Origin of the sequence: Pseudomonas sp. MWU13-2862 (assembly GCF_023242495.1) — a bacterium.
GTDB lineage: Bacteria > Pseudomonadota > Gammaproteobacteria > Pseudomonadales > Pseudomonadaceae > Aquipseudomonas > Aquipseudomonas gingeri_D.
Window position 1 is genome coordinate 31472 of the sequence record NZ_JALMEZ010000025.1, and the last position, 20078, is coordinate 51549.

Genomic DNA, 20078 nt, shown 5'->3' on the forward strand with positions numbered 1-20078 from the left:
CGGATCCTGGTGCGCCAGCAGATCGGTCTACTCGTGAGTCATGGCGGGGTTTTCCCTACAGCAACTCCCCGCAGATTTAACGGATGGGCGATGTCACTCGTTCAGCAGAGCTTGAACGACAGGATGTCGATATTTTTCTTGTGCAGGCTGCTCTTGGGCGTCAGGCGCATGTACCAGTCGCGAAGCCAGCAGGCGATGCTCGACTCGGCCTGTTCGATGCCGCTCATGAAGCGCGCGGCGTTGACGATTCCGTTGGCGCGGGGATGCCGATACGCCTCGTACTCCGCCAGCGCGGCGCGCAGGTCAGACGTTCTCGCCAATCGATCAGCCAGTACTACGGCGTCTTCGATAGCCTGCGCCGCCCCTTGACCCAGGCTCGGCAACATCGGATGAGCCGCGTCGCCCAACAGCGCCACATGCCCGTCGCAGAACTGCTCCACGGGCTGGCGATCCCGGGCATGCATTTTCAATATGACATCGTCGGGCGTCGCCTCGATCGCGGCACGGACTTCCGGCGCCCAGCCGGCATAGGCGTCGAGCACTTCCTGTTTGTTGATGCTCAAGGCGTCGTGCGAGGCGTTTTCATGGTTACAGGTCCCCCACCAATAAGCATGGCCGTCGCCCACGCTGCAAAGCCCGAAGCGCTTGCCGCGGCCCCAGTAGTGCGCCACGTAGCCTTCAGTCATGACCGGGTGACTGAACGGCGTTACCGCCAGCCAGGCGATATAGCCTGAGGATCGTATGGGCGTCTCGCCCAACATCTGTCGGCGGATAACCGAGTTGAGACCGTCGGCGCCAATCAGCAGGTCAGCCTCGTCGGTACTGCCGTCTTCGAAGCGCACCGTCACGCCATTGGCGTGGTTGGTATAACCCGTGCAGCGCACACCCGTTACCAGCGTGTCGGGGGCGAGCTGCTGCGCCAGCGCACGCAGCAGCAAGGGCCGCTGGATACTGATACTGGGGTAGCCCAGTTGCTCGCCTATCTCATGAATGGGGATGCTGGTGATGGGCTCGCCACCCGGTTTCTTGAAAAAGAACTGGCGGATCTCCTGGCCAGCCTGTTCGACCGGAGCATGGGCACCGATCGAATGCAGCGCCGCCATGGCATTGGCCATGATGGACAAGCCGGTGCCGCCGGTGCGCAGCGTTTGAGCCGCTTCGAAGACCTTGACCTGCCATCCCGTGCGTTGCAGTGCGATGCCCGCGGTCAGGCCGCCGACACCGGCGCCTGCCACGATAGCTTTCCTGGGTTCTGTCATGCTGTTTTCACCTGTAGCAAGCCATTCAAGTCTGACGGAGCTGTCAATCCGGCTCCGTTGCCCGCGTTTCCTGTCAGGGCCGCGTCCATGTGTAACTTGATGAATTTGCCAACCCGCTGGATATGGGGTTCGCGCATCATCGTCAGGTGATCGCCTTCCACGCCAATGCGCTGTACCCGAGGAGAAACAGAGCGCCATCCGCGGTACGGATCGCTAAAGGCGGTGCCCACCAGTTCGTGGGGGCCTTGCAGTACTTCGGGCAGCTCTACATCCGCCGCGAATAGGGTCACGGGCAAGTCCCGTGGCGGGAAACGGTACTCCAGCATCCCTTGCCAGTTGGCATGGAATACCCGGAACAGTTGGTCCAGTGTCGCCACGGTAAAGGTTTCGTCGAAAATGCCCTGATCGATGCCGTGCTGTCGGATCACCGCGAAGGCTTGCGAATCGCTCATCGAGGAAAAGTCCAGGGCCTGATAGTCGTATTCCTTCTGGCCGTCGCCGCTGAGCAATTCCCACATGAACCAGTTGATGAACTCGGAGCGTTCGACCTGCACCTGGTCTTGACTGATACGCACGATGGTGTCGAGCAGGAACACGTTATGCACAACTCGCCCGCGACGCTGCAACTCGCTCGCCAGCTCATACGCCACGACGCCGCCATACGACCAGCCACCGATATTCAGCGCCCCGTGCGGTACGACCTGCTCGATGGCATCTGCGTAATACTTCGCCTGGCCGTGTACCGACGGGATCGGCTCTCGGGCGTCCCAGGTTCCCGGCGCCTGCAGCGCAAGAAGATTAACCTGATCCTTGAGGACGCGCGCCAGGGCGGCATAGCACAGCACGTGGCCGCCTATAGGGTGGACGAGAAACACCGGTGGCTTGCCAGGCGCGTTCTTGAAGTCCACCAGCGCGCCAGTAGCGGAGTGTCCGGTTTCGCTCCTTTGCAGCACTTGGGCGAATTCGGCGATGGTCGGGGCCTGGATGAAGTCGGACAGTGATGGCTCCAGACCTTGATGCATGACCAGCTTCGCTACCAGTTGCACCGCTTTGAGCGAGTTGCCGCCCACCTCGAAGAAGTTGTCATGGACACTGATCTCCTCCAGGCCCAAGGCTTCCTGCCAATAAGCCTGCAACAAGTCTTCAGTGGCATTTCGGGGCCCGGTGAAGGGGCGCAGCAGGGTGTTTTGAATCTCGACCTTTTGCAGTTGCCGGCGGTCGATCTTGCCGGTGGGACCCAGTGGCAGTTGCTCAATGCTGATCAGCGTGTTCGGCACCATGTAATCGGGCAATGCAAGGCGCATCTCTGCCTTGAGTTGATCCAGATCCAGCATGCGCCCCGGCATCGTCTGGACAAAACCCACCAGGTAACGGCTGCCATCGTTTGCAGGCTTGTCGATAACGGCGACTTGCCGGATGTCGGCGCCGAATCGGGCAGAGCCCAGCATGGCCACCTCGATCTCGCCCAGCTCGACGCGGTAGCCGCGAATCTTGACCTGGGCATCACCACGGCCTTGATAGACCAGATCACCCCAGGGCAGGTAAAACCCGATGTCCCCGGTTTCATATAGCCTGCGGGTCTGGCCCTCCAGTTGACGATAGACAAAACGTTCGTCGGTCAGATCGGATCGATCCCAGTAGCCATTCGCCAGGCAAGGACCTTCGATAAACAGTCCGCCTATGACGCCGACCTGGCAGGCATTACCTGCCGCATCCAGAACATGCAGGCGTACCCCGTCTACAGGCGTACCGATCGACGGCATGCTCGGCCAGGTTTCGCTGGCACCTTCAAGCTTCAGGCGCGTGACCACATGCGACTCGGTTGGCCCGTAGTGGTTTTCCACCTGACACTCTTCGAGGCCGGCAATCAGGTCGCGGATCTCACTGGTGATCTTCAACTGCTCACCGGCCACGTTGATCCGACGCAGCGATACCGGGCGAATCCCCAACTGCATGGCCACTTCGGCCAGTCCCTGAAAGGCGACGTAGGGCAGGAACAGACGGTTGATCCGCTGCGCGCAGATCAACTTCAACAATTTGATGAAGTCATAGCGCAATGCTTCTTCGATCATCACCAGTTCAGCGCCGCAGGACAGGGTCGAGAGAATTTCCTGGAACGATACGTCGAACGAGATGGATGAATATTGCAGTGTTTTCAACGAGACGGCCGGGTCGATGCCCTGCGCCTGCTCGCGGTTCTGCCAGAGGATCAGATTGCTCAAGGCGCGGTGTGGCATGGCCACACCTTTGGGACGGCCTGTCGAACCCGACGTATACAGTACGTAAGCATTGTCGTCGGCCTCGATGCCCGCAGCGAGCAGGGCAACCCGCTCATGGCAGCGCTCCGCATCGTTGTCGAACCCGGCGACCACGCTGTCCCAGTGCCGCTTGTGTACATGCTCCGCCAGCGATGTCAGCCGCTTTTCAGACGCGTCGGCGAACAGTACCAGGCTTGGCTGCGAATCTTCGAGAATCAGCCGGATGCGATCATCCGGGAAGTTCAGGTCAATCGGTACATACGCGGCGCCAGACTGTATGACACCGAGCAAGGCCACGATCAGATCAGGCGAGCGGGGCATCATGAGCGCAACCCGGTCTCCCTGGCCTATTTTGTGCCGGTGCAGCCAGCTTGTCGTCTGCGCACTGGCGTCTCTCAGCTGGCGGTACGATAGCCGGGCCCCGCCGAAACTCACGGCGGTTTGTTGGTCATGGCGGGCAAAGCTGTCCAGCAACAGGCTCGCCAGATTGTCATGAGCCGATGTGGCGGCCGGGGCTGGCGTGGTCTGCTCGAGAACAGCTGACCATGCCGGTACGCAGGGGCTGGCCTCTGGCGCATCCATCATCAATGCCAGTGTGCGCAACAGGTATTCGGTATAAGCCTGGACCTGGCTTTCGGCGACGCGGGCAGTGCGGTAGTCCATCTTCAAAATCAACGAGCCGTTGCCCGGATGGCGACCCATGGTGGTCAGCAGGTCATAGTTGCTGGCTTCGGTCGTTTCCCAGTCAATGAGGACTCCATCGTCCTGGGCCAGCATGTCATTGAGCACATAAAAATCGACATAGTTGAACACCACGTTCAAGGTTACGTCGGTTTCGCGGTGGATCAGCGCGAACGGATAGCGCCGATGAGTGAACACCTGTTGTTCCTGGGCAATCGATTGGCGGACCAGCTCAAGCCAGCTCTGGCCCAGGGTGTTGAAACGCACGGGCAGGGTGTTGAGAAACAGCCCCAGAATCGAGGCCGCATCCTCAAACTCTGGCCGACCGTGGCTGATGATGCCGCACAGCACTTCTTTCTGGTTGGACATGATGGCTTGTGCAAAGCCGTGAGCCGTCAGCAAGACCGAGCGCAACGGCAGATCCTGCGCTCTGCAGAACGCCTCGAGCCGGGCCAGGTCAGCCGCCGGCATTTCACGGTAGGCCGAGCGGTGCGCTATAGGGTCCGGTGCGACCGCATGGACCCAACTGGTCATCGACGCGGCAGGCGCCTCGCGCAGGTATTCGTTCCAGAACAGACGATGCTCATCCGTCATCACAGCCTCCTGCTCCAGGGCAATGAAGTCGGCGGGCGTGGTGGTCAGGGCGGGCAAAGCGTCTGCCCCCGGCGCCGAGGTGTAGAGTGTGATCAGGTCACGCATCAGGGTGGCGACGCTCCAACCGTCGAGAATGGCGTGGTGAAAGCTGAACACCAGGTCAATGTCGTCCGCCGCGACGAATACGCCGAACTGATACAGGGGAGCCTGATGCCAATCCTGACGATGGCGCTTGCGCTCTTCAACGTAAGTGGAAACCGCCTGTGCCCGCTCGGCAGGGCTCAGAGAGGTGACGTCAACGACTTGCACCGGCGACACGACCGTGGAATGCACACGAGCCATGGGCGTTGCGCTGTGGCTTAGATCAAAGGACATGCGCAAGGCCGGATGACGCCGGATCAATGCGTTGCACGCCTGGCTCCATGCCGCGGCATCCCAGCGAAGGCGTAGCCGGTAGCGAAAGATGTCGTGATAGATCGCCGAGTCCGGGTGCATCATCGAGTGATAGATCATTCCGACCTGGAGCTGCGAAGCCGCGAACACCTCATCGAACACGCCCTCGCTGGCCAAGCGGATGTCTTCTGATACTTGGGCAAAAGGCTTCACATGTTCTACGGGCTGCCATTGCGATGAAGATGCCTGCTGCGCGTTCACAAGCCGAGCCAATTGAGCGATGGTCGGGTTCTGGTAAATCTGTGTCAGCGTGAACGCCATGCCTTGCTCACGCGCCTTGATCTGTAGATGGATGACCTTCAGGGAATCGCCGCCGAGCATGAAATAGTTATCATGGACGCCCAGTACCTCTCGTTTCAGGTTGTCTTTCCAGAGCTGCGCCAGCGCCTGTTCCAGTGCCGTGCACGGCGCTGTCGCGTCGGTGCTGCCCAGGGTATGTGCGGGTTCGGGCAAGGCCTTGCGGTCCAGTTTGCCGTTTGCATTGAGCGGGAAGTGCTCCAGCTGAACAAGATACCTCGGCACCATGTAGTCGGGGACGTGCTGGCGCAGATGCTCCTGCAGCGCCTGCGCTGAAAGCTCGTTTCCGCTGGCGCTGACCAGGTAGCCGATCAGATAGGTATCACCTCCGGTTTCCTGGCGAGCGATCACCACCACATCCCTGACACCTTCGCAGGCCAGCAGATGGGCTTCGATCTCACCCAGCTCGATGCGCAGGCCGCGGATCTTCACCTGGAAGTCATTACGGCCCAGGTACTCGACAGTGCCGTCGGCCAACCAACGGCCCAGGTCGCCGGTCCTGTAGAGGCGGGCATTCGGGTCGTAGCTGAACGGGTCGCTGAGGAAACGCTCAGCCGTCAGTTGTGCACGGTTCAGATAACCACGTGCCACTTGAACCCCACCGATGTAAATCTCTCCCGCGACCCCCGGGGGGACGGGCTGCTGATGGGCATCGAGCAGGTAAATACGGGTGTTGGCAACCGGTTTGCCGATCGGCGTACTGTCGGGCGTGTCGGGGCCCGAGCAGTCCCAGGCGGTGACGTCGATGGCCGCTTCGGTCGGGCCGTACAGATTGTGCAGCGCGATGTCCGGCAGTTGCGCCTTGAAGCGGCGAACCAGATGCCCGGGCAACGCTTCACCGCTGCACAGCACGCACCGCAGGTCACTGAAGCCCTGGTTGTCGCCATACTCCAGAAAGACATCGAGCATCGAAGGCACAAAGTGCATCAGGGTAATGCCGTGTTCACGGATGACTTGAGCGATATAGGCCGGATCCTGATGACCGCCTGGCCGTGCCATGTGCAACTGGGCACCGGCCAGCAGGGGCAGGAAAAATTCCCAGACCGACACGTCGAAGCCGAAGGGGGTCTTTTGCAGGACACGGTCGGTTTCATTCACCCTGTAGTGGTCTTGCGCCCAAAGCAGGCGATTGACCACGCCACGGTGCTCGTTCATCACGCCCTTGGGCGTGCCGGTGGAGCCGGAGGTGTACAGCACGTAGGCCAGATGAGCCGAGGTCAGGCCCGGCACGTGTGGGTTGGCAACCGATTGACCCGGCAATGACTGACGCTCCAGATCAATCACCGGCACCGAAACGTTCGACAGTAGACTCAATGTCGCGCTTTGAGCCAAGACCGCAGCGGGAGCACTGTCCTGCAGCATGTAGGCAATCCGGTCCGCAGGATAAGTCGGATCCAGCGGCACATAACTGCCGCCTGCTTTCAGGATCGCCAGCAAACCAATGACCATCGACTCGCTACGTTCGGCGCAGATCGCCACACGACCATCCGGTTTTACCCCGATATCGAGCAAGTCATGCGCCAGTTGGTTGGCCCGGTTATTCAGCTCGCGATAACTCAGGCGGATATCGCCATGCACCACAGCGACCGCTTGCGGCGTGCGCTCGACCTGGGCTTCGAACAACCCGTGGAGTGTCTGCTCCAACGGGTAATCGAATCGAGTGGCGTTGAACTCGACCATCAGTTGCTGGCGCTCCCGCTCCGGCAGGATCGAGAGGCTGTGCAAGGGCGCCTGAGGTGCATGTTCAAGTGCTTCGACCAGGCTTTCCAGCGCGGCCTGCAGGTAATTGCAGACACGCTGCGCACCGATCTCGACAACGGTCTGGGCGTTGAGTATGAAGTCCTCCCCCAGGTCGTCCACGTTCAATGTCAACAGGTAGTTACTGCGTTCCTCGACGTTCAATACTTGAATGCCTGCCCATACTGCGCCGGCTTCCTTGCTCAAGGCTTCGCTGTCAGTGTGTCGGTAGTTGAGCAGGGCGCTGAACAGGGGCAGGTCGCTCGGCACAGCGCTGCAGCGCTGCGCCAGTGCCAGCGAGGCATGCTCATGTTCGAGGAGTGCGGACAGCTGTGCATGAGTGGCTTGAACGCTGGCCTGAGCCCCCTGATGACCCACGTCGATGCGCATCGGCAAGGTGTTGATGAACATGCCCAGCGCCCGGTCTGTGCCCGCCGAGCCGCTCATGCGACCGATCAGGACGGTGCCGAAGACGACGACATCGCGTCCTGAAAAGCGTCCGACGACCTGGGCCCAGGCCAGGTGCATCAGGCTGGCTGCACTGACCCCGGACAGCCGGGCCTGCTTGCGCAGGCGTCGGCTCAAGGTGTTATCAATACGGTGATGCACTTCTTCGATTCCGCTCCCGTCGCCTTGCACATCGTGCAGGTCGAACGGCAGGGTCGGCTCGTCGATGTCGCCGAGCAGGTTGCGGAAGAAGGCTTCATGGGCTTCGAGGCTGACGCCCAGACGGGCCTGAGCCACGTAGTTGCGGTACGGCACCGAGGCCGGCAGGTCATGGCCTTCACCCAGCATCAGCGCCTGTATTTCGTCACGCATCACTTCCAGGGCGGTGTGGTCGAGCACCAGGTGATGGCACAGCAGCAGCGAGACGATACGCTGCCGGGGGGCATCGTAGGCACTGACCAGCCGCATCAACGGTGCCTGTCGCAGATCCAGGCGATAGTGCCGCGGGTCATAGCGGTGCTGCAGTTGCGTGGAGATATCGCCTTGAGCCGGATCAAGGTCAAGGGTTTCGGTGGCCAGGGTGGCCTGACGCCACACCACTTGCACTGATTCATCCAGTCCTTCCCAGAGCAGGGCGGTGCGAAGGATATCGTGGCGCTGGATCAGCCGTTGCAGTGCCTGGCTGAATGCGTCCAGGCAGGCTTGATCCTGGAAGGCAAAGACTGATTTCAGGACATAGGGATCACCGCGCTCAGCGCGCAGGTGGTGGTAAAGAATACCTTCCTGCAGCGGCGCCAGGGCATAGATGTCCTGCACGTTGGCCACGCCCCCGGGCACGGAGGCCACGATGCGATCGATAGCGTCCTGGGTCAGGTCCGCCAGTGGCAGCATGTCCGGGGTAATGCGTTTGCAGTCCTCGGGGATCAGATTGGCAGGTACCACGACTTCCATGCCGCCGCCCACGGCAGCGGCCAGGGCGGCCAGGGTCGGCTGGCTGAACAGCACGCGAACATCAGCCCTCAGGCCAATCTGACGCATGTGCTCTATCAGCTTGACGGCCAGCAATGAATGCCCGCCCAGCTCGAAGAAGTGGTCATGGCGACCCACCTGATCGATGCCCAGCAGTTCTTGCCAGATAGTGGCGATGGCGGTTTCGGTGTCGCCAATGGGCGACTCGTATTCGCGGCTGACCAGCGATGATTGACCGGGAGCGGGCAGGGCGTTGCGATCCAGCTTGCCGTTTGAGGTCAGCGGCAGAGATTCAAGGCGCACGTAGGCCGCGGGTACCATGTAGTCCGGCAGTTGCGCCTGCAAATGTTTGCGCAGTACGTCGGGGCCTACTTCAGCATCAGCGCTGAAGTAGGCCACCAGGCGCTTGTCGCCCGGCACGTCTTCACGGGCCATGATCACGGCTTCTTTTACCGCCTCGTGCCCGGCCAGACGGGCTTCGATTTCACCCAGTTCGATACGGAAACCACGGATCTTGACCTGATCGTCATTGCGCCCCAGGTACTCGAGGCTGCCGTCAGCAGACCAGCGCACCAGATCGCCGGTGCGGTACAGCCGGGCACCGGGCTGTTCGCTGAACGGGTTGGCGAGAAAGCGCTCTTCATTCAGTTCGGGACGATTCAGGTAGCCACGCGCCACCCCGGCGCCACCGACATACAACTCACCGGCCACGCCCAGAGGCACGGGCTCGCGGCGGGCGTCGAGCACATAAAGCTGCAAATCCGCTATTCGTTGGCCAATCGGGCTGACGCCCGTTCGCTCGGCATCGGCGGCTTGCAAGGGGTAATACGTCACATGCACCGTGGTTTCGGTGATGCCGTACATGTTCACCAGTTGCGTCCCGGCGTTGCCTGACCTTGCGTACCAGGGCTTGAGGATTGCGGTGTCCAGCGCTTCGCCGCCAAAGATCACTTGACGCAACGAGTGCGCCTGCTGGCTGTCAGCCTGTGCGGCGATCAGTTGGCGGAAGGCGGAAGGGGTCTGGTTGAGCACCGTGATCCCGACGTTGCAGATCAGCGCATAACATTCCTGCGGTGAGCGGCTGACCATTTGCGGGACGATCAGCAACTGCCCGCCGTGAACCAGCGCGCCCCAGATTTCCCAGACCGAGAAGTCGAAAGCAAACGAGTGGAACAGTGCCCAGACGTCATCTGCGCTGAAGCCAAACCACGCATCGGTGGCCGAGAACAGGCGGGCCACGTTGCGATGCTCGACCTGCACGCCTTTTGGCAAACCGGTGGAGCCTGAGGTGTAGATCACGTAGGCTAGATGCGAAGCGTTCAGTCCCGGCACGTGCGGATTCTGGACGGATTGCGCCTGCAAAGCGGCATCGTCCAGATGGATGACGGGCAGTGAACCGAGCGACAGCACGTCCGCTGTCGCGGCCTGTACCAGCACCGCGGCCGGTGAGCTGTTTTGCAGCAGATAGGCCAGACGTACGGCGGGGTAGACAGGGTCCAGCGGCACATAACCTGCGCCCGCCTTGAGAATCCCCAACAGGCCGATAATCATCTGTGGCCCACGTTCGACGCAGATGGCGACCCGATCATCCGGGCCGATGCCCAGATTGATCAGATGATGCGCCAGTTGGTTGGCTTCGCGGTTCAGTTCGGAGTAAGTCAGCGCCTTGCCGTTATGGTCGCTGACGGCGCAGGCGTCCGGTTGGCGTTCTGCCTGTTGCTCGAAGCGGGTGTGAATGAGTCCGTCTTGAGAGTACAGGTGTTCAGTGGCGTTGAATGTCTGCAGCACCTGTTGCTGTTCGACCATCGGCATGATCGGAAAGTGCGAAACCGGTGTGTCTTGTCGTTCGATCACGTGGGTGAGCATTGAAAGAATGCGTGTTTGAATCTGCTGCACTTCTTCCAGCGTGAAAAACGCCGTATTGAAGTTGAAGTCCAGATAAACGTCTTCGCTCGGATTATAGTCACACACGAAAATCGCCAGCGGCAGGCGCTCATACCCGCTGTACTGGGGGAATACTTCGATCGGGCTGTCCCCGAATACCACATCTCCGTCGAGACTCTCAAACGACAGTGACAGGTCAAACAGTTGCCGACGGCCCGCCTGGCCCAGTTTCAAAATCCGGTTAAGTTCTGCTATCGGAAAGCGTTGATGTCGGTAGCTGCGGCGCAACTTGGCGGAAGTCGTCTGCATCAGTTCCAGAAACGAAGCCTGGGGGGCCACTTCGAGACGGATGGGATTCAGGGAAGAAAACATGCCCGCCGTGTTCTTCTGGTAAGCCGTTGTCCGGTTGTGGACCGGCATGCCGATCACGATGGAGTCGACGCCGGTGGTACGGCAGAAGTAAGTGCCGATGATGCTCATGAAAATATGGGGGAGTGACAGGCCCTTACCGCTTGCAAACCGCGCAAGTTCATTGAACAGAACCCGGGGAATCATCATCTGGCTCAGCGCGCTGGGCGCTAGGCGGTTGTCGGCAACCGCAATACGCGGCTGCAGCAAAGGGGGCGGCAGCTCGGCATACAGCTCTTTCCAGAAAGTCTTGTCACGTTCGAAGCGGGTCGATTCCAGATAGGCTCGATCCTCTGCGAGAAACGAGAGATAAGAGTTCCCTTGAGGTGGATTGTGATCGTCACGCAGTAGGCCGTTATAAGCATCCGCGACAGCATGAACGAGTAAATAGACCGTGACGCCATCACCTATAAGGTGGTGGTAGCGATGCTGGCAGTAATACCGACCCGGCCCGCAGCGCACGAGCCTGGCTTCCCAAAGCACCTCGCCCAGCAGGCTGAACGGCTGACGAAAAGCCTCTTGCAGGTACGCCTTTACATGTTCCTCGGAGGCCTGTTCGCCAGAAAACTCGACAACGCTCAGCTTCGCCTTGACGTAAGGCATTACGCGTTGACGTACATTCCCGCCCTGCACACTGAGAACCAGACGCAAGGACTCATGGCGATCCACGACCAGCTGGAACGCTTTCTCGAACAGTGGAATATCCAGTTCACCCTTGATCTCAAGGACCATGCCGATGTTGTAGTAGGGCAGCTCTGGGTTTGCGATCTGGTCAAACCAGACGCCTTGTTGAGGGGAAGTGAGTTCAAAGCCTGGACTTTCATTGTCGCACATTGGCAAGTCAGCGGAGGTCATATTGGCGCCTGCATTCAAGTCACTTAAGCTCGTCAACAGCCAATGAATCGGCCGTGAAAAGTCAGGGAATAGGAGAGGATCGGTATGTGCAATTGACGGTCTGTTTGTTCGGTAATCACAGCGAGTTGACCATGATGGCATTGTGGTCTAAGGCTGGCTTCAGCAGCCGATATCATTCACGTAAAGTACCAGCGGGTGAGTAACGAAGTCACTGGACTCCAAAACACAGGCGCAGCCATAACTGGAAATGATCAACTTGATATTATTAGACATTTACAGGGGGGGATAAATCTGCACCGGAAAACGGGGACATGCTGCATAGTTGATTCAGCAGAAATGGCGGAACTTGATACGGGTATCTATATTCACTGTATTTCTGCCTTCCAAGTCTGGCATCCACTTACGCTGGAGGCTCACTATTGCAGCAGGAATTAGACTCGCCGCTTTCTTGCGCAGTAATTCCTTACTTTTGCCGTCGTGCCCTAGGAGATGAAAGGTACTTTTCCACTATCCAGGCCGAGCAAATCCAAGTTGTCCATGAGCGGTCTCCACGAAATAAGTGAGAACCCCGGTAAGTTTGGATTTGGCGGGGCTCCCGTGCTGGGATGAAATGGCCGACTTCTGTGAGAGGCTGCGAGCGCCACTGTCCTTGTGTTCGATCCTACCGGTTGAAAGGGACCGGTGATGGAGAGCTGCTTTCGAACCAGGGTGGGCATTGGCAGTAATGAGGGTTGGAATGCAGAAAATCCAAACGCAGCCGTTACAAAGGCGCGTTTCAATTGAATCCACACCTCCTCTCGAAACCATTGCGCTAGAACACATCATGATCGATTTTTTCATTGCTCTTCTGGAGTTTCTGGACCCTCTGGACTCTATGGCTCAAACCGACGGGCCGTCCACATGGGTGCGACGTCATCGAAAGCTGATCAGAGTGTTGTACATCCTTTGTATGCTTCCCGTGTGCGTAGCGCTCTTGCTGCTGGTTATCGACTGGGTGGTTGGCCTCGGCATCGGAGGGAAGAGCGTGGTCATGGTCGTGGTGGGGATGCAACTGATCGGTTTGTTTGCTCTGCTGCGCCGCAAGAGCAATAAATAGATGTCATCGTCGGGTTCCGCCATCTCCGTCAGTGGCGATGCGGATCCGTTCCGAGGTGTCTCTGTCTCGGGTACTCAAGGAATGTTGCGGTTCAACTAAACCGGACCTTGTCTTGGGTTTCCTATCCCTGTCCGAACAGGTATCAGTCAATCGCCAGGGGAGGGCTGACTGGCTGTTGAACTTCAGACTCAAATGAGCGGAAGCCAGGCTTTCCGCTCATCCTCAGAGCACTGTCAGCCGCTGAAGCTGACCACTTGTTCATCCAGCACCGAGTCCATCTTCAGCTGTGCCAACTCAATCAGATGCACCACGCCCATCGCGACCTTGCGGTTCGAACCGGTCTGGTTGTCGGCGTGCTCATAGGCCGTGGCCGCTGCGGATTGCAGAATCGAGTAGACATTGGCCAGGGCGTCTTCATGACTTCCGGGATCGTGCCGATGATCATGCAACACGGCGACTGGGGCCGGTTTCGAACCTGCGTCCGGACCGAGGTTGTAGTGGGACAAGACTCGGTCGGCGATACGAGGGTCAATGGTTTCAACGTTGGGTATTACAGGTGGGTTGGGGGTGACCTTGAACATGGCGAAATCCCGATATGTAGGTGGAGTTGCCACCATTCGCTCGCACACGAATAAAGGTGGCAGCCATACGCAGGTGTGCAAGACCGGGCATATCGGACCCCGGCAGACTCGAAAGTCTCCTGCGCACGGCCACCATTAAGCAGGAGTCGCAGGCATAAGATTACCTGCCGACACAGCTTGTTTGAGGGCGCATGAGCACCGATATGAACGGACTTGCACGTCCGTATCATCAATTGTGTGATGACAGGCCAAGACTATCCGCGACATTCGGCTCAAACAAGCGGTCAGGATTTTCTAGGAAATTTCACTCAAGGGAAAGAGAGATCTCTTTCCAGTCGCTGAAATGGCCGGCTTCTACGAAAGGCCACGAACGCTACGGGCCCTTGGTGCCCAACTGCCACCCGTCAGCGTGCCATAGATCACTGTGATATCGGCGGCGCTGTGCAGCTTACAGGCTGTTGCGATAGCCGCGCGGAAAAGCCGGACTGCCCGTTTTCAGACGGTGACGTTGACCGTCCGCCGAGCAACGAATCGCCTGATGCTGCGGTTCAAGGGTTCTGCATAGAATCGCCCGACCGCTGCACTCAGTGCGGCGGACAGTAGGAAGAACACAGCCAGGAGCAGAATTTTCTCATTCCCCACAACGACGGAAGGCGGGAACATCGTTCTCATTGCGCCGAGCACGATGAGGTGAAACAGGTAGAGCTCGTAGCTGAGCCTTCCAAACCATCCGAGACCGACCAGGAGGCGGGTGCGTTGGCGGACGAGGACGGAGGGCCGATGGTGCGCACCCAACAACAGCACTGCGGTGCCAAGGGCCATCGCTGTCACGCCAAGCACGTTGGCTTGTCCGATCGGCCAATACAGGTAGAGGAATGTCATCGCGGCGAGGGTAAGCGCCTGCAGGCCCTTCGCTACAACACCGCGCATAGGCATTCGCTTGGCAAGCAGTGCCGTGCAGCAGCCGATGGCGATGCCGTCAAAGCAAGCGAAATAATCATAGAGAAAGCCTTCCTCATTTCCCTGATGAGCGAAGCGGTAAAAGGGCCCAACGATAATGATCACGCCCCAGAAGGCAAGCAGCAGCGACTCCCGCCGCAGGACAAGGCAGAGCATCGGGAACGAGAGATAGAACACTTCCTCGACCGACAAGGACCACAACACACCGAGAGGATAATTGACCCATCCTCGGGCGCTGATCAGCACATTCATCCAGAAGGTCAGGGACGCTAGATTCACGGTCCAGAACGAGACGGGCGTTGCGGTCGACGGAGTGTTCTGGAAGATCGTCACACCTGCCAGCGCAAGCACATTGACGGTGAGGATCAGCAACAGAAGGCATGGGACTATACGTGCGATACGCAACCCGTAGAACGCCCACGCACTCATGCCGACGAGCCCGGGCCAGCGACGATTGGCATTCGAGGTAATCAAATAACCCGAGATGACGAAGAACATAGTCACGCCATAGTTGCCGTTGCGTGCGACAGCGCGGACGGCATCCCATCCCAATACACTGGCCAGGGTCGTGTCGTTCAGGTGGTACGCGATGTTGAAGTGATGAAACAGTACGAGAAAAATCGAGACGCCCCGGATCAGGTCGATCCGGGCATTACGAAGACCGAAGCTCATAGTCAGCTTATCCGTTCGTCCATTTTACCCAGGGTTAAGCCCGCTCGTTCTTCGACGAGTCCATGACGATGTAGCTGGTGATCGACGATACATGAGGCAAGGTACCGAGAACGTCGGTATGAAACGTCTTGTACGCCTTGATATCCGCAACCTCTACGCGCAGCAGGTACTCGATGGCGCCCGTGATGGTGTGGCATTCCACGACTTCCGGAGCGCCAGCGATGGCGCGCTCGAAGGCCTGAAGGCTTTCCTTGGTGTGATTGGAAAGGCCTACGGTGATGTACACCACAAAGCCAGCCCCCAGGCGGGATCTATCGATAACGGCCCGGTATCCGGTGATGATACCGGCAGATTCCAGGTCCTGTACCCGCCTCAAGCAAGCAGAGGGGGACAGACCGACCCGTTCAGCCAGTTTCACATTGGTTTGGCGCGCGTCCTTGGCAAGCTCGGACAATATTCTTTCGTCAATTCGGTCTAAAGCTGTTGTTTGTTGCATGGATCTGATTTTTGCTCGTGAGTTCACAAGAAAATTCTGTGATTTAAGCAATAGAATATTCCGCTTCATGGGCTTGATACAACAGATGAATATATGAGCGATATGGCGTTTCTTTTCCCCTTTCTGCTTTTCGCCATCGTGATGACAGGCACGCCGGGCCCGAATAATGCGATGGTCCTAGTATCGGGTGCCCGGGTAGGGGTCTGGCGCACGATGCCCCTCGTGTGGGGCATCGTGGCGGGTGTGGCGCTCCAGATGGTGATATTGGGCCTGGGCCTCGGAGCGGTGTTCGAGGCCATTCCGGGGTTTCACACCGCGTTGAGCATCGTGGGGGCGACCTACATCTTATGGCTCGCGTGGAAGATTGCCTCCAGCGGTCCGTTGGTGATCGGCGATGAGGAGCGCTCGCCCATGGGGTTTTTCGGCGGGGTGGTTTTCCAGTGGATCAATCCCAAGGCGTGGGCCATATCGATCAGCGCGGCAGCCACCTATATTCCCCTCGAGAACCATCTTGTGAACGTGTTCATGACCGCTGCGCTGCTGGCGGTCGTGTCTACTCCCTGTGTCGGGATCTGGGCGGTGGGTGGGGTGGTATTTCGACGTTTCCTGATGCGAGCGAATGTGGCGTTGGTCTTCAATATCGTCATGGCGCTTGTCTTGTTAGGCGCTACCCTGCCAGCCATTGTGCGTCTAACCCATTGATTGCCTGGAGCGTCGATCAAGGTGATGGCGCGCGCTTCTCAGCAGTCGGATTCCGTTTCCTGTAGCGCTATTTAAGAAAGAGCGCTTCATCACGCCCCTGAACCTTATACTTGGCCCGCCGTCCAGGCAGGTTAGGTTCAGGAGTTGAAACCATGGCAGGTAGCAGTTTTTTCGCGTTGTTCGATGACATCGCAACCTTGTTGGACGACATATCGGTGATGAGCAAGGTCGCCGTGAAGAAAACCGCCAGTGTCCTGACGGATGATCTGGCGGTGAACGCGGAGAAGGTGGTTGAGCTCAAGGCGGATCGTGAGCTGCCAGTGGTCTGGGCCGTGTGCAAGGGCTCCCTGGTCAACAAGGCGATTCTTGTCCCACTGGCGCTGGGGCTCAATTACCTGGCCCCTGCGCTGGTCCATTGGTTGCTGGTGATTGGCGGGATCTACCTCTGCTATGAAGGTATCGAGTCGCTTATCGAGAAGTTGAGTCCCCATGGCGGCCAGGATGAAGCACGAAAGGTAAAGAGGCTCAATGAAGCCGAGGCAAAGGTCTACGAGGCGAAGAAGGTGAAAGGCGCCATCGTGACCGACTTTGTCCTGAGCGCCGAGATCGTGGTGATCACCCTCAATGTCGTGGCTGAGGCGCCTTTCGTGCAGCAGTTGATAACACTTGTGTTGATCTCCTTGCTGGTGACGTTTGGTGTGTACGGGTTGGTGGCTGGCATCGTTCGGCTGGATGACCTCGGACTGCGGCTGCGCAAGATCACCCACCCCGGTCATTTCTCGGCAATGCTTCGCCGGATGGGCGGCTGGCTGATATCGGCCGCGCCCAAGCTGATGAAACTGCTGTCGTGGGTGGGCACCATCGCCATGTTTTTTGTCGGAGGGGCGTTCATTGCGGAAGCGGTCCACGGTGGACCTGAATGGATCGTCAAGCCGGCCATCAAGCATTGGTTGGAGAACTATTTGATCCAGGCCACCGTGGGACTGATCGCCGGGGCCATTGCAGTCGCAGTGGCCTGGACGGCAAGACGGCTGAGTCATCGGGTACTAGGGTAGGCCCTTGACCCTCAGGTGACGTGCAGGGCGGCTCAAACCCTCGAGCCGCTCATGGGATCCATTCGACTTGATGTAGATCAAGCCGGAAAGTCCTCCGACTCCGATAGTGTGCGCTCGTGCTTGCACTCCATCAGTGCCTGGCAACGACTATTGCATTGAGGTGTCGATGTGTACGCGTTCTCGCCACGGGAGTTGCCGGAGCAACTCTTCATATTGACCGAGCTTGCGCTCAACCTGCGCTGGACCTGGAATCACGCACTCGACGGTCTCTGGGAAGCGATCGATCCAATGCTATGGGAGCGTACCCATAACCCCTGGATGATTCTGCAGAACGCGTCGCCGCAGCGTTTTGAGGCGCTCTGTCGGGATACCTCGTTCTCGCAGACACTCACACAGGCCATCGAAGAGCACCGGCGTTATCTCGGTGAGCCGGGCTGGTATGCACAGCAGTCGGCGCCCGCCGATTCGGCGCGGATCGCATACTTCAGCATGGAGTTTGGCCTGAGCGAGGCCTTTCCACTCTACGCCGGCGGACTCGGTGTGCTGGCCGGGGATTATCTCAAGACAGCCAGCGACCTGGGCGCCCCGGTAGTCGGAGTGGGCTTGCTCTACCAGGAAGGTTATTTCCGGCAAAGCATCGACTCGGCCGGTCGACAGCATGAGGCCTATCCCTACAACGACCCGACCAGCCTGCCGATCCAGCCGGCTATTGGCAGCGACGGCGCCTGGCTGAAAGTCGCGCTGCAACTTCCGGGGCGCACGTTGCATTTGCGGGTGTGGCAGGCCATCGTCGGACGTACGCGCCTGTATCTGCTGGACAGTAACGATCTGCTCAATGGCGCCGGCGACCGCGGGATCACCTCCAAATTGTACGGCGGCGGTTCGCAAATGCGCTTGCTCCAGGAAGTGGTGCTCGGCATCGGCGGCTGGACGGTACTCGAAGCCCTGGGGATCGACGTGGACGTGTGCCACCTGAACGAGGGGCATGCCGCACTGCTGGTGCTGGAGCGGGCCCGCTGCTTCATGCACAAGATGGGCGTTTCGTTCCGGGAAGCCTGGTGGGCGACGCGTGCCGGGAATGTCTTCACCACGCATACGCCGGTGGCGGCGGGTTTTGATGTCTTCCCCGCCGCGCTGATCGGCAAGTACGCGCGTCCCTACCTCGAAGACTGTGATCTTTCATTGCGCGAACTGCTGGCATTGGGTCGGCGTGATCCGCTGGATGACGACGAGCCGTTCAACATGGCTTTTCTCGCCTTGCGTGGCTGTGCCCAGTGCAATGGGGTGAGTCGCCTGCATGGTGAGGTCAGCCGTCGTCTGTTCGGCGATCTGTATCCACGCTGGCCGTTTCAGGAAGTACCCGTGGGGCATGTGACCAACGGCGTCCATGTGCCTTCCTGGGACTCGGTCTGGTCCGATCACCTGTGGACCACCTGCTGCGGCAAGGAGCGTTGGCTCGGTAGCGTGGAGTCGCTCCCCGGGCCGCTTTCCGACAGCGACGACCAGGCCCTGTGGACCATGGCCGGCGAGCAACGCCTTGATCTGGTGAAGTACGCGCGTCAGCGTCTGGCCTGGCATCTTGGGCAGCGTGGCGAGTCCGTGCAGCAGATTGAAGAGGCCGCGCAGGTGCTCGATCCCAATTGCCTCACGCTCGGTTTCGCCCGGCGCTTTACCGACTACAAGCGCCCGAATCTGCTGCTGCATGACCCGGATCGCCTGACGCGTCTGCTCACCGATGAGCAGCGTCCGGTCCAGCTGATCATCGCGGGTAAGGCCCATCCCGATGATGAGCAGGGCAAGCAATTGATCCAGGCCTGGATGGACTTCGTTCATCGTCCTGGTCTGCGCCGGCACGTGGTGTTCCTGGAGGATTACGACCTCGAACTGGCCCAGCATCTGGTACAGGGCGTCGATGTCTGGATCAATACACCACGACGCCCCTGGGAAGCCTGCGGTACCAGCGGCATGAAGGTGTTGGTCAATGGCGGATTGAACCTGTCCGAACGCGACGGCTGGTGGGCGGAGGCCTACCAGCCCGATTGCGGCTGGGCCATCGGCACTGACGGGCCCAGCGACGATGTGGTCGATGCCGAGTGCCTGTACCGCTTGCTCGAGGACGCAGTCGTGCCGTCCTTCTACACCCGCGACACCCAGGGCATTCCCCGTGCCTGGGTGCAACGCATGCGGGCCAGCATGTCGCAACTGGGGCCGCAATTCAGCAGTAACCGCATGCTGCTCGAATACCTGGAGCGTTTTTACCAACCGGCGATTCAGGCGTTCCGACGCCGCCGCGAGGACCAGGCCGGGCTCGCCCGTGGGCTTCAGGCGTGGCAGAAGGCGCTGAGCGCGGGGTGGGACAACATACATTTTGGTACGCTCGATGCACATCGCGACGGCGATCAGCTACATATCAGCGTGCCTGTCTATCTGGGGGAGATCGCCCCGGAATGGGTAAGGGTGGAGCTCTGTGCCGCCTTGCGCGACGAGTCCCCGGCGCTGTGCCTGCCGATGACCGCCAGCGGCCCGATTCCCGGCGCCGTCCACGGTTATATCTTTTCCCTCTCGATGGCTGTCACGCGACCCCTGGAGGATTACACCCCACGGGTTCGCGCCTGGCACCCGGAGGCCTTTCTGCCGGCGGAAAATGCGCTGATCGCCTGGCAGCGTTGAGGCC

Annotated in this window: 9 protein-coding genes; 4 read left to right on the forward strand and 5 right to left on the reverse strand. The window is 59.4% G+C overall.

What is annotated here, in order from left to right; genetic code table 11:
- Positions 1 to 101: 101 nt before the first annotated feature.
- Together M5C56_RS31020 and M5C56_RS31025 are read right to left on the reverse strand one after the other, a co-directional pair.
- Complete coding sequence (locus M5C56_RS31020; protein ID WP_103498413.1) at positions 102 to 1259, reverse strand: FAD-dependent monooxygenase; 1158 nt, start codon at positions 1257 to 1259, stop codon at positions 102 to 104.
- Positions 1256 to 11842, reverse strand: a complete 10587-nt coding sequence (locus M5C56_RS31025; protein WP_247263475.1) for a non-ribosomal peptide synthetase — start codon at positions 11840 to 11842, stop codon at positions 1256 to 1258. The genes M5C56_RS31020 and M5C56_RS31025 overlap by 4 nt, the downstream gene beginning before the upstream one ends.
- A gap of 736 nt (positions 11843 to 12578) precedes the next feature.
- Here M5C56_RS31025 and M5C56_RS31030 point away from each other — a divergent pair.
- A complete protein-coding gene (locus M5C56_RS31030; protein WP_247263476.1) occupies positions 12579 to 12938 on the forward strand; it encodes a hypothetical protein in 360 nt (119 codons plus the stop codon).
- Between the two features lie 233 nt (positions 12939 to 13171).
- On the opposite strand, the gene M5C56_RS31035 is transcribed toward M5C56_RS31030, so the two are convergent.
- The 3 genes from M5C56_RS31035 to M5C56_RS31045 form a co-directional block, all read right to left on the reverse strand.
- Positions 13172 to 13519 (reverse strand): hypothetical protein, encoded by a 348-nt coding sequence (locus tag M5C56_RS31035; RefSeq protein WP_247263477.1) that lies wholly within the window; start codon positions 13517 to 13519, stop codon positions 13172 to 13174.
- A 495-nt stretch (positions 13520 to 14014) separates the two neighbouring features.
- Complete coding sequence (locus M5C56_RS31040; protein ID WP_103498163.1) at positions 14015 to 15151, reverse strand: acyltransferase; 1137 nt, start codon at positions 15149 to 15151, stop codon at positions 14015 to 14017.
- A gap of 34 nt (positions 15152 to 15185) precedes the next feature.
- Positions 15186 to 15647, reverse strand: coding sequence for an Lrp/AsnC family transcriptional regulator (locus tag M5C56_RS31045; protein WP_103498164.1), 462 nt, complete (start codon positions 15645 to 15647; stop codon positions 15186 to 15188).
- Between the two features lie 93 nt (positions 15648 to 15740).
- Between M5C56_RS31045 and M5C56_RS31050 the strand changes: the two genes are divergently transcribed.
- From M5C56_RS31050 to glgP, 3 genes are all read left to right on the forward strand, one after another.
- Complete coding sequence (locus tag M5C56_RS31050) at positions 15741 to 16349, forward strand: LysE family translocator (protein WP_103498165.1); 609 nt, start codon at positions 15741 to 15743, stop codon at positions 16347 to 16349.
- Between the two features lie 110 nt (positions 16350 to 16459).
- Positions 16460 to 17404: a DUF808 domain-containing protein gene (locus M5C56_RS31055; RefSeq protein ID WP_348648057.1), complete on the forward strand. Its 945-nt coding sequence runs from the start codon at positions 16460 to 16462 to the stop codon at positions 17402 to 17404.
- A gap of 168 nt (positions 17405 to 17572) precedes the next feature.
- Entirely contained in the window at positions 17573 to 20074 is a 2502-nt protein-coding gene (glgP, locus tag M5C56_RS31060; protein WP_103498167.1) for an alpha-glucan family phosphorylase, read from the forward strand.
- Positions 20075 to 20078: the final 4 nt, after the last annotated feature.

What these genes read in the sequence shown, in the direction of transcription:
- M5C56_RS31040 (WP_103498163.1), bottom strand. Translation starts at nt 15,151, where the DNA reads ATGAGCTTCGGTCTTCGTAATGCCCGGATCGACCTGATCCGGGGCGTC.
- M5C56_RS31020 (WP_103498413.1), bottom strand. Translation starts at nt 1,259, where the DNA reads ATGACAGAACCCAGGAAAGCTATCGTGGCAGGCGCCGGTGTCGGCGGC.
- M5C56_RS31035 (WP_247263477.1), bottom strand. Translation starts at nt 13,519, where the DNA reads ATGTTCAAGGTCACCCCCAACCCACCTGTAATACCCAACGTTGAAACC.
- M5C56_RS31045 (WP_103498164.1), bottom strand. Translation starts at nt 15,647, where the DNA reads ATGCAACAAACAACAGCTTTAGACCGAATTGACGAAAGAATATTGTCC.
- M5C56_RS31025 (WP_247263475.1), bottom strand. Translation starts at nt 11,842, where the DNA reads ATGACCTCCGCTGACTTGCCAATGTGCGACAATGAAAGTCCAGGCTTT.
- M5C56_RS31050 (WP_103498165.1), top strand. Translation starts at nt 15,741, where the DNA reads ATGAGCGATATGGCGTTTCTTTTCCCCTTTCTGCTTTTCGCCATCGTG.
- M5C56_RS31030 (WP_247263476.1), top strand. Translation starts at nt 12,579, where the DNA reads ATGCAGAAAATCCAAACGCAGCCGTTACAAAGGCGCGTTTCAATTGAA.